The organism is bacterium, assembly GCA_036382775.1.
Classification (GTDB): Bacteria; Hydrothermota; Tepidihabitantia; order SM23-42; family JAOAFX01; genus DASVHD01.
In genome coordinates this window covers 46,767-57,557 of sequence record DASVHD010000026.1, presented here as the reverse complement: position 1 = coordinate 57,557, position 10,791 = coordinate 46,767, and the positions used below count along the sequence as shown (strand labels likewise).

Here is a 10,791-nt window from a genome sequence, read left to right as displayed (position 1 = left end):
CGGTCCCCAGCGCTCCCTGCAGCGCCGCCACGCTGCCGCCGCCCGGCGTCGGTGTGGCATCGGACAAGGCGGTGAGAAAATCGAATAATGACCCTTCATGGGCTTTACCGCTGAGATGATACTCCATGATCTGGTTCTCATTGAACCGGTTAAGCTGGAGATAATAGATCGCGGTCTCGATCAGGGCCTTTTCCGGGACCAAACCGACGATCTCGGATTCCTTGACCGTTACGCCGTAGCGCTGGGCTTCGCGTCGCACCGCTTCAAATACGTGGAAAAGGGAGGTCTGGAGATAATTGGTCATATTGATCGAGACCTGGGCCAGGTTCTCTTCCTTCAGTTCAAAACCCAGGGCTTTGGCGTGCCGGAACCCGCCGTCGCGAAAACGGATCGCCTTGGCAATGTTCTTGGCGACCGAAACGTCGGCGGTGTTAAGGTTAATGTTATAGGCAATCAGCGGGAACCGCGCTCCCACGACCGTGGCCCCGGCGGTCGGATGAACCTTGGCCGGGCCAAAATCCGGCGCGCGGTCAGGATCGGTCTCAATATCCTTGCTTAATCCTTCGAATTCACCCTTCCGGATGTTCGCCAGGTTCTCGCGGTCCGGCTTGGTAGCGGCCGCTTCGTAGAGGTAAACCGGGATGCTTAACTCCGTAGCGATCCGTTTGCCCAGGCGGCGCGCGAGTTCAACGCATTCCTCCACTGAAATATTGGTGATGGGTACGAACGGTATGACATCGGTCGCGCCGACGCGGGGATGTTCACCCTGGTGTTTAGTCAGATCGATAAGTTGCGCCGCCTTTTTTGTGGCGTTAAACGCCGCTTCCAACGCTTGCTCCGGACCGCCGATGAAACTGATGACCGCCCGGTTATGGTCCGCGTTCATCTGAACGTCCAGGAGCTGGACCCCGGCGGATTTGATCTCCTGCACGATGGCGTCGATCGTCTCTTTGTTACGGCCTTCGCTAAAATTCGGAACGCACTCAACTATTCTTTCCATAGACTATCTTCCCCTTTTTTATGACCATTCTTACCATCGGTTCTGCGCATTGGTACGGAACTTTGCCGAAATGATCGGTGTTGAGGATCACCACATCGGCCTGTCCGCCCGGCCTCAGCGATCCAACCCGGTCCGCAATGTCCAGGGCGCGGGCGCTGTTTATGGTCGCTGCCTCGAACGCCTTTTCTGCGGTCAATCCGTAAAGCATGCAGGCCAGCGACATGATCACCGGCATCGAGTAGATCATACAGGTGCCGGGGTTGTAATCCGAACTGATCGCTACCGGTGTTCGGTACTTCATGAACAGATGGATTTTGGGTTTTACCTTTGATTTCAGGAACAGGGATGTCCCCGGCAGGAGGACGGGTATCACGCCCGATTTCTTCATGTCCTTGATACCGGACCTGGTCGTAAAAATCAGATGATCGGCCGACGTGCAACCCAGTTTGGCGGCGAGAGTGGCGCCCCCTGAATTGGTTAGTTCGTCGGCATGGATCTTCAATTTCAAGTTGAATTCCCGGGCGCGGATGAGCACCAGTTCGCTTTGCTTCCGGGTAAAGGCGGTCTTGTCGCAGAAAATATCGCAGAACGCAGCGAGCTTATCCCTTGCCACCTCGGGGATGATCTCTTCGTTGACCATGTCGATGTAATCGCGCGCCTTCATCTGCGGCGGTATCGCATGAACCAGGTAAGTTGGTACAACATCGATCGGCGCGTGCTCCTTAAGGCGCTTTATCACCCGTAGCATCTTGATCTCTTCGCTTTTTGAAAGCCCGTAACCGCTCTTTATTTCCACGGTCGTGGTCCCGCTTTGCATGATCTTTTCGATCCTTTTCATCCCCAGACTGAACAGGTCGTCTTCGCTGGCCTTGCGGGTTTCCAGAACCGTGCTGAAAATACCGCCGCCCTGTTTCGCGATCTTTTCGTATTTAATGCCTGAATTCCTCAGCTCGAACTCGTGCTCGCGCGATCCGGCAAAGACAAGATGGGTATGCGCGTCGACAAAACCGGGTATGACAAGGCATCCCCGGGCATCGATCGTTTCTCCTTTGACGTGCCCGTCGATCTTCCCGACATGTTTGACGACCCCGTCATCGATCATGATCGAGCTGTCCTTGATCAGTCCGATGCCGTCGGTCATGGTGAGGATCTCGGAGGCTTTTTTGATCAAAAGTGACGTCATTGGTCAATTCTACACCAAAAAATAGACAAGTCAAGGACAGACCGGTTCATCCGCACTTGTGCATTCTTGACAACGCCCTTTTTTTTATTATAATACGGTTCATGATATTGAATTATTCCGATTTTATGATGAATTATCATATTTTTATCTATTAACATGAGCCATCGCTTACTCCCGGAAAAAAATATTTTAGAGTTCATCGAAGCCCTTTCACACCAAGGGACCGTTTACTATTCGGCGGTAATAGACAAAAAAAGACATTTTGTACGTTATGGTCAGGAACCGCTGCTCGTACCTGATTTCTCGGGGATCCGGACGGCTGAGAACATGAAGCATTTCTTTTTGCCGTCGCGCGATACGGTCGCGCGGTTCCCGGTCGATATCGATCGACGCAAGCGTGAGACCTTATACCTTATCGGTCTGAAGGGCTGCGACCTCCACGGTCTTGATGTGCATGACCGGGTATTCGAGAAATGGGAACCAGCAGATCCCTTTTACAAGGACAAGCGGTCCAACACCGTGATTATCTCGGCGGACTGCCCCGAACCCGAACCGACCTGTTTCTGCAACCTCGTCGGCGGGAAACCCTATGGCGAAGAAATGTGCGATATAAACGTCACCCGATTAAAGAACGGATTGTTTTTTGATGCCAGGACCGACCGAGGCGAGGCTATCGTCAGCGACAATCAAAGATTGTTCAGTGATGCACAGCGCGAGCATGAGGAAGAGCGCGACGCGGTGCGGCGCCATGCTATGCAGCGGCTGGAGGAGATCAATCCCAAGGGTTTGAAAGAGAACCTGGCTTGGCTGATCGAAAAGGCGCCTAAAGCGGCGATCCGCAAGGCCCGTGACGCGTGTGTGGAGTGCTTTGCCTGCCTGCATGCATGTCCGACCTGTTATTGTTTCCTCCTCAGCGATTATCAGAAAGGGACGGACATGGAGCGCGTGCGGAGCTGGGATGCGTGTTACTATGCGGCATACGCGCGGGTAGGCGGCGGCGCCAACCCGCGAAGCGCGATCGATGAGCGGTTCTGGAACCGCTTCCAGTGCAAGTTCAATTACTTCCCGCAATACGAAAAGAAACGGGCCTGCTCCGGATGCGGCCGTTGTTTCAGCGGCTGTTCAGCAAAGATCGACATCAGGGAGGTCATGCAATCGCTATGAACCCATATTATCCGATCGCGGTCAAGATCAAGAAGATCATATCGGAAACCCCCGCGATCACGACCTTTATCCTTGACCAGCGGCCGATCGATTTCCTCGCCGGTCAGTTTGCCGAGCTGACTATACCGGGCGTCGGCGAAGCGCCGTTCACACCTTCTTCATCACCGCATGCCGATGACATGGAGTTTACCATAATGCGGGTCGGTAAGGTGACGCGCGAGCTTTTTAAACTGAGCGAGGGCGATACGGTCGGCGTGCGCGGGCCTTTCGGCAAGCCTTACCCCCTGGACGCGTTCAAGGGCAAGGACATATTCATCGTCGGCGGCGGGGTCGGTTTTGCCCCATTGCGCGCCCTGTTTCTGGCATTGCTCAGCCAGGCTCGCGATTTCAAAAAGATATACATCCGGTATGGTGCCCGCACGCCGGCGGATATTGTCTATAAATATTTGATCCCTCAATGGCAGGAATTGAAGAACGTCGATCTCCTGACCACGGTCGATGTTGGCGATCAGACCTGGACCGGTCGCGTCGGTGTTGTGACAACCATCCTGGACAAGATCCCCGTGGACGTAAAAGCCGCCCCGACGATCGTCTGCGGCCCGCCACTCATGATGAAGTTCTCGACCCAGCGTTTACTTGAGGCCGGCTTTAAGGATGAAAATATCTTCCTGTCGATGGAAAAGAACATGTCCTGCGGTATTGGCAAATGCAACCACTGCCGCCTGGGTCATTTCTACGTGTGCAAGGACGGTCCGGTTCTGACCTGGCGTGATGTCAAGGACATCCGGGAGCCGTTCCTATGACCATGGCAGCAAACAAACGAACGCTGTGTCCGCTCTGCGGATATGGTTGCGAACTGGAGGTTGTCTTTGACGATCTTGGAGTCAGGGGTGTCGAATACCCAAAAGGCTCGCCGAATAGCGGACGCCTGTGCCCGCGCGGCAGCGCGTCGGCCATTTACCTGGACCATCCGCGCCGGCTGACACAGCCCCTCAAGAACGACCGTCCCGTTACCTGGGACAGGATCAGCAAGGATCTGCAGAAGATGGTCGCTGAGCCGGAGAAACTGGCGGTTGTATTCGACCGGAACATCACGCATGAGGAATACAGCCGGCTGGTTGCGTTCTGCCACGCTAATTCTATTGATCAGTACGCCTCGGCATACCTGGAATCAGAGTCGGCGCTGTCGTCTTTGATCCATGAGCAGGCATCCTTTTCACCGGAGCAGATCGATAAAGCGCAGGTCATCTGCCTTGTAGGGGATGTATTCAATCAAAGTCCGATGATCTCAAAAGAAATCATCGCCTGGCGTTTGCGCGACCGGAAGAACCGTCTGGTCGTTATCGATTCGATGAAAACGCACACCGCCGCTTTTGCCACGGATTTTCTTAAAGCAAAGGCCGGCACCGAACCGCTGGTCTTGCTATTACTGGCCTTGGTCGATCTCGAGGACCAGGGGATCGAGGAGACAACTGGCGTGGCGGCCGCAACCATCAACGGCATATCGCAGCTTATTAAGAACGCGGGCTCGGGCGGGCTCATGTTCGCTTCCGTGCCTTTTGGACGCTCGTATGATGACTCGCTCTGGACCGAAGGACTCAGGCTTTTGCGTGATCACTCGGGCATGAAATTGGTACCGCTTTACGAGTTTGCCGGTTATCCCGGCGGCGTTGATTTTGCCATGATCATGGACCGCATCAGGGAAAAGCGGATAAAGAACCTGTTATGCCTGGGCGAGCTCTTTCCGCACCATTATCCTCAACTGGCAAAGGAGTTGAAAGGCGTCCACCTGGTCGCTGCCACGCCATGGCGGGTGGGATCTTGCACGGCCATGCCTTTGGCTTTGAACATCGAAAAGGCGGGGACCGTGACGACAATCTTTGGTGAAAAGACGATCAGCGGGGCGGTCCTGGCGCCCAGCGGTGTGCGGACGATCTTAGAACTGCTGCCGCTGCCTGGAAATACCAGTCCGGCTGAAAAAAAATCAGCGGCAGCGCCAAGGCTTGCCGCAAACCTTAAAGCCCGGGTCGGACAGGCCGTAGAGCGGTCCCGGCAGCGGAAGAAAAAGAGTTACCGGCTGGTAGGCGAAAAACTAGCTTTTTGTTTTGGCGCGTTTTTCGAACCGGAGATGCTCAAGATCAATCCCGAGGATGCCGCGGCTCTGCGCGTCAAGGATGGCGAAACGGTCGTTGTCGAATCGGCGCAATCCCGGCAGAGCCTGCCGGCAAAGATCTCTCATGATACAGACCCGGGCGTGATCGCGGTGCCGGCCGAGACCAGCCTGACCAGGGGTCTTTTTGATTACTGGATCGATGAACAAACGGTCCGCTTCATGCCGACCGCAGTTAAGATATGGCGCAAAGAATAGTGCTCGATCTTGACGTATGCTGCGGGTGCCGGTCCTGCGAGGCTGCCTGCCGCGCTGCCTTTAAAGGCGAGGCACGCATCCGCCATGCCGATCTTGAGGTAACTGCCTATCTGCCTCTGGCCTGCAAGCACTGCACCGAGCCTCTCTGCGCCGCAGCCTGCCCCGTGTCAGCCATTACCCGCGATGAGGCGACCGGCATCGTGCAGCGGTCCGCTTACATATGCACGGGCTGCCACAGTTGCGCGCTGGCCTGTCCTTTCGGGGTCATCGACATGCCGCTGGTGCGCCGCATATCGCAGAAATGCAACCTCTGCCGCGACCGCGAAGCGGGTCCGCGCTGCGTGGCCGCTTGTTCATCGGGCGCGTTGAAGTATCTGAGCGATGAGGAGATCGACAAACTGGAGCTCGGCGTGCGCTTTGTTTCAAAGGACGCGTTCGTGAGGAGAAAATAATGAACGTGTTGACGACCATCTTCGCGTACGTGGTCTTTCCGGGTTTTATCTTCACCGCGTTCGCCGGGTTATTTCTCACGTGGGTTGAACGCAAGGTGACCGCGCGCGTTCAGTGGAGAGTAGGCCCGCCATGGTACCAGCCATACGCTGATTTTCTTAAACTGTTGTTGAAAGAAACGATGGTTCCCGAGGGAGCCTCAAAATTTCTTTTCTTCCTCGCGCCGCTGATCGGTCTGATAGCGGTCACCACGCTGTCGGTGATGCTCTTCATCATGAATTTTCGGCCCGGGTCATCTTTTATTGGCGATCTTATTGTGATAATATATCTTTTTGCGCTGCTGCCGCTGTCGATAATCATCGGTGGCTCGGCGTCGAAAAACCCCCTTGCCAGCATCGGCGCTTCGAGGGAGATGACGCTGTACTTTGCCTATGAACTGCCGTTCCTGCTCGCCACGGCCACGGTCATCCTTAAATCAGGCGGCAGTATCTATGTCTCGAAGATCTTGGCGTCTCAAGCCGCGCACCCCCATCTTTATTCGGTTTCAGGCGTGATCGCATGTGTCGTCATGCTGCTTTCGGCTCAGGCAAAGGTTGGTTATGTTCCTTTCGATACGCCAGAGGCGGAGCAGGAGATCATGAGCGGTCCGTATATCGAATATTCGGGTGTCGCGCTGGCTGTGTACCGGCTCACGCGCGCGATGATGCTGGTCGTTCTGCCGGTGTACATTATCACTATGCTCTGGGGCGGGCTCACCAGCTGGACTGCGCTGCTGAAATTCCTGTTGATCATCGTTCTTATGGTCCTGATCAAAAACACGAACCCGCGTTTGAGGATAGACCAGGCGCTTAAATTTTTCTGGTTCGTCCTTGGGCCGGTAGCGGTCATTGGTTTGATACTGGCTTTTTTGGGCTTTTAAGGGAGTCAAAGGTGGGTAACGTCAAGTTGTGGGGTTTGAAAAAATCGCCGTGGGTGTTCCATGTAGCGGCGGCATCATGCAACAACTGTGATATTGAGATACTCGACGTGCTGACGCCGCGCTGGGATGTTGAGCGGTTTGGGATCGTTCTGGTGGGTTCGCCGCGCCACGCGGATGCGTTGCTGGTTACCGGGGTTCTGAACAAAAAGAGCCTGCCCCGGGTGCTCCGGGTGTACGAGCAGACGCCCAAACCCTGTCTGGTCATCGGCGTGGGCACGTGCGCCTGCAATTGCCATATGTTCGAACACTCTTACACTGCGGTCGGAACTTATGACAAGCATATCCCGGTCGACGTGTACATCCCGGGCTGCCCGCCCAAACCCGAAGCGATAATTATGGGCGTGGTCAAGGCTCTTAAGAGGTTATGAGACAATGACCGCAGCAAAAAAGGACGGCGGTATGCGCAAAGAGTATTCACCGGATCTGATCGCTGATCTGGAAAAGAAATACCCGGGTCTGGAGGTCAAGGTCCACGCACCCCGCCGGGTCTACCTCACGATCGACCGAGCTTTAGCCCATGACCTGGCGCAGTACCTTTTCGAAATAAAAAAATGCCGTTTTTCGATCGCTACCGGTATCGATACAAGACGCGGTATCGAGATCATATACAATTTCTCGCATGACGCGTCAGGCACGTATTATAACGTGAAGACCGTCGCGCCCAAGGATGATCTGAGCATCAAAAGCCTGACTGATTTCCTGCCCGCGGCGAACTGGATCGAGCGGGAGATCCATGAGCTTCTGGGCGTGGATTTTATCGGGCATCCGAATCTGGCACCCCTGCTGACGCCTGATGATTGGCCTGATACAGCGTATCCACTGCGCCGGGATTACGAGGATAAGCAAAGGTAGATCATGAAGCGGATCATACCGATCGGGCCCTATCACCCGTTACAGGAGGAGCCGGAGTTCTTCAAGCTGATTGTCGAGGGCGAAAAAGTCATCGATATGGAGATCAATCTCGGCTACAATCACCGCGGTCATGAATACCTGGCAACCACGATGACCTATGACCAGGTTCCTTTTCTCGTTGAAAGGATATGCGGCATATGCTCGGATTCTCATCCATACGCTTATGTCATGGCCGTGGAAGATGCCTGGAAGATCAAAGCGCCTCCTCGAGCGCAATACATCCGGACCATCGTCGCCGAGCTGGAGCGGCTCCACTCGCATTTTCTCTGGGTCGGTCTTGCCGGGCATTTTATCGGTTACAATACGGTCTGGATGTGGGTGTGGCGGTACCGGGAACCGATCCTTGATCTCTTCGAGCTGATCATGGGCAACCGCAACCACTACGCAGTGAACAAGGTGGCAGGCGCACGGCGTGATATCCTGCCCGAAGATTTTCCCCGGATCGAAAAAGTACTGAACGAAGTGGAAAAGAAAGCAGAACTGTTCACTAAAGCCGTGCTCGACGACCCGGTGATCAGGGCGCGGTTAGAGGGGGTTGGTATTCTGCCGAAGGCCGATGCCATCGCTTACGGCGTGCTCGGTCCCACGGCCCGGGCGTCCGGTTGTGCGATCGACGTGCGTAAAGACGATCCCTATGACGCTTATGACAAGATCGACTGGAACACGATCGTTTTCAACGAGGGTGACGTGCTGGCCAAGGCCAAAGTAAGGCTGCTGGAATGCTTCGAATCCATCAAGATCATCCGTCAGTGTCTCAAGCAGATGCCGGATGGCCCGATCGAGGAAAGAATAGCGGAAATACCGGTCGGCGAAGGGATCGGCCGGCACGAAGCGCCGAGGGGCGAAGTATTCCACTATGTCCGTAGCGATGGTTCTAATATGCCGGTCCGGCATAAGATACGCGCGCCCAGCTATATGAATATTCCCTCCAATGTCGTGGCGGTCAAAGGTTATTCCATCGCTGACGCAGCGTTGGTCCTGGCGGCGGTCGATCCCTGCTACTGCTGTACTGAAAGAACTGCGGTATATGTGGATGGCAAAAAGAAATTTTCCGGCCTTGACCTGCTGAAACTTTCCTGGCAGAAAACCGAGAAGATCAAAAAGCGATACGGAAACCAGCTGTACAGGACTTTGTCGGGAACATGAACCAGATATTATATATCATTTTCTTTCCCGTGCTGGCCGGTCTCCTTGCGTATTTTGTCAAATTATTGAGGAACGAACTCAATTTTATGGGGTTTTTTCTCACCTTGTTCTTCTCGATACAATTGTTCATCATCACCAGGACCAGCACGATAGCCTATACCATAAGCGTGATCCCCGGTGTCGGTTTCCGGTTTTATCTTGACAGCCTCTCGGGACTGGTACTTCTCTTCATCTCAGCGATCGCATTTCTGATCTGGTTTTATGCGCTGAGAGCGATGCTGAAAACACCCAGGGAGCGAATTTACTACCTGTACGTTGCCGTTGCTCTGTCAGTGGCAAATATCATTGTTGTCAGCGGCAGTCCGTTCATGCTGAGCCTGGCGTTGGCAGTCATGGTGTTTTTGATCTACAAATTCCTGCTTATCGGTAAAAAAGACAGTACGCTTGCCGCCCGAAGGGCGGCAGTGATAAATGGCCTCGCGGTTTTCTTGATCATCGTGGGTATTGGTATGTTGTTAATGAAACACAGCGATGGGCTGAGCTTTCCAGTTGAACCCAGGATAGGATTTGACGGCCCCCTTCCGGTAATCTCATTTATTCTGATGTCGATCGGCGCGCTTGTTCTGGCTGGGGCGATCCCTTCGGAGATCTGGTCCGCAGAAGCCGCAACGGTTGTACCCGCGTCCACGATGGCATTCATACCCGCGAGTCTGAACAATCTGTTGGGGATATATTTGCTCATCAGGTCATGCTATTACATTTTTAACCTTTCAAATTCACTGTTGCTCAGGCTGGTCATTATGGCGATCGGCTCAATGACCGTATTGGTAGCTTTGATAAAAACGATCGCGCAGGATGACGCCATGAGGATACTTTCGTTTCACACTGTCGCCCAGGTCGGCTTCGTGGTGCTGGGGATAGGGACGGGCAGTCCGGTCGGCGTTGCGGGCGGGTTGTTCCATATGATAAACAGCGTGATCTCTAAAGCCGGTTTGATCCTGTCGGCGGGCTCGGTGGAATTCCGAACAAAAACAACGCGGCTAAGCGATTTTCGCGGAATAATCCCAAGGATGCCTTTCACAGCGATCGCTTTTATTATCACGGCATTGGCGATTTCGGACGTGCCGCCTTTGAACGGGTTTTATTCGAAGTGGATGCTCTATCAGGGCATAATGGAATTGTCAGGGCAGACGATCCTGTGGCCGGTATTCCTGCTGGTAATGATATCGGGCAGTGTTCTGGCGGTAATGTCCCTGATGAAGATGGTCTACATATTTTTTCTAAGCAAGAGACCGGAGGGATCGGACAGAGTGTGCGAGATCCGGTTCGAAATGATGGCGACGACCCTTGTTTTTGCGCTTGCATGCATCGTGTTCGGCGTTTTGGTGCATCAGATCCCGCTCAGCAAACTGGTATATCCATCTCTGCCGTTCAAGATCCCGGCATTTAGCTTCGGGTCATCGGTCCTGGCGACGGTACTGGTCATGGCCGGTTTTATCGTTGGCCTGGTCATTCTGATTTTCGGCAAAACGATCAAACGACAGTCCGGATTGGCTTAGATGAACACGGATATCTTATGAAAAAAACAA

11 protein-coding genes and 1 pseudogene are annotated in these 10,791 nt (G+C 54.1%); 9 read left to right on the top strand and 3 right to left on the bottom strand.

Annotated elements, in window-relative coordinates; translation table 11 throughout:
- The 3 genes and pseudogenes from VF399_04585 to hutI form a co-directional block, all read right to left on the bottom strand.
- On the bottom strand, positions 1-127 hold a 127-nt coding region (locus tag VF399_04585), incomplete at its 3' end, for a cyclodeaminase/cyclohydrolase family protein (GenBank protein ID HEX7319617.1).
- Positions 113-1,000, bottom strand: a pseudogene (ftcD, locus tag VF399_04580) (glutamate formimidoyltransferase). The gene VF399_04585 and the pseudogene ftcD, both read right to left, overlap by 15 nt.
- Positions 984-2,183 carry an imidazolonepropionase gene (hutI, locus tag VF399_04575; protein ID HEX7319616.1) on the bottom strand — a complete coding sequence of 400 codons (1,200 nt, stop codon included), beginning with the start codon at positions 2,181-2,183 and terminating at the stop codon, positions 984-986. The pseudogene ftcD and the gene hutI overlap by 17 nt, the downstream one beginning before the upstream one ends.
- A gap of 156 nt (positions 2,184-2,339) precedes the next feature.
- Here hutI and VF399_04570 point away from each other — a divergent pair, with 156 nt between their 5' ends.
- From VF399_04570 to VF399_04530, 9 genes are read left to right on the top strand one after another with little or no spacing between them, the layout of a single operon-like run.
- Positions 2,340-3,347, top strand: coding sequence for a 4Fe-4S dicluster domain-containing protein (locus tag VF399_04570; GenBank protein HEX7319615.1), 1,008 nt, complete (start codon positions 2,340-2,342; stop codon positions 3,345-3,347).
- Positions 3,344-4,150 (top strand): FAD/NAD(P)-binding protein, encoded by an 807-nt coding sequence (locus tag VF399_04565; protein HEX7319614.1) that lies wholly within the window; start codon positions 3,344-3,346, stop codon positions 4,148-4,150. Before VF399_04570 ends, VF399_04565 begins: the two co-directional genes overlap by 4 nt.
- 2 nt (positions 4,151-4,152) lie before the next feature.
- Positions 4,153-5,715: a molybdopterin dinucleotide binding domain-containing protein gene (locus VF399_04560; GenBank protein HEX7319613.1), complete on the top strand. Its 1,563-nt coding sequence runs from the start codon at positions 4,153-4,155 to the stop codon at positions 5,713-5,715.
- The gene (locus VF399_04555; protein HEX7319612.1) at positions 5,700-6,167 is read left to right on the top strand and encodes a 4Fe-4S dicluster domain-containing protein; all 468 of its coding nucleotides are present in this window, start codon (positions 5,700-5,702) and stop codon (positions 6,165-6,167) included. The genes VF399_04560 and VF399_04555 overlap by 16 nt, the downstream gene beginning before the upstream one ends.
- A complete protein-coding gene (locus tag VF399_04550; protein ID HEX7319611.1) occupies positions 6,167-7,084 on the top strand; it encodes a complex I subunit 1 family protein in 918 nt (305 codons plus the stop codon). Before VF399_04555 ends, VF399_04550 begins: the two co-directional genes overlap by 1 nt.
- An 11-nt stretch (positions 7,085-7,095) precedes the next feature.
- Entirely contained in the window at positions 7,096-7,512 is a 417-nt protein-coding gene (gene nuoB, locus VF399_04545; GenBank protein HEX7319610.1) for an NADH-quinone oxidoreductase subunit NuoB, read from the top strand.
- 4 nt (positions 7,513-7,516) lie between these two features.
- Positions 7,517-7,996 carry an NADH-quinone oxidoreductase subunit C gene (locus VF399_04540; protein HEX7319609.1) on the top strand — a complete coding sequence of 160 codons (480 nt, stop codon included), beginning with the start codon at positions 7,517-7,519 and terminating at the stop codon, positions 7,994-7,996.
- Positions 7,997-7,999: 3 nt separating this feature from the next.
- Positions 8,000-9,202: a nickel-dependent hydrogenase large subunit gene (locus tag VF399_04535; protein HEX7319608.1), complete on the top strand. Its 1,203-nt coding sequence runs from the start codon at positions 8,000-8,002 to the stop codon at positions 9,200-9,202.
- Positions 9,199-10,761 (top strand): proton-conducting transporter membrane subunit, encoded by a 1,563-nt coding sequence (locus VF399_04530; GenBank protein HEX7319607.1) that lies wholly within the window; start codon positions 9,199-9,201, stop codon positions 10,759-10,761. The genes VF399_04535 and VF399_04530 overlap by 4 nt, the downstream gene beginning before the upstream one ends.
- Positions 10,762-10,791: the final 30 nt, after the last annotated feature.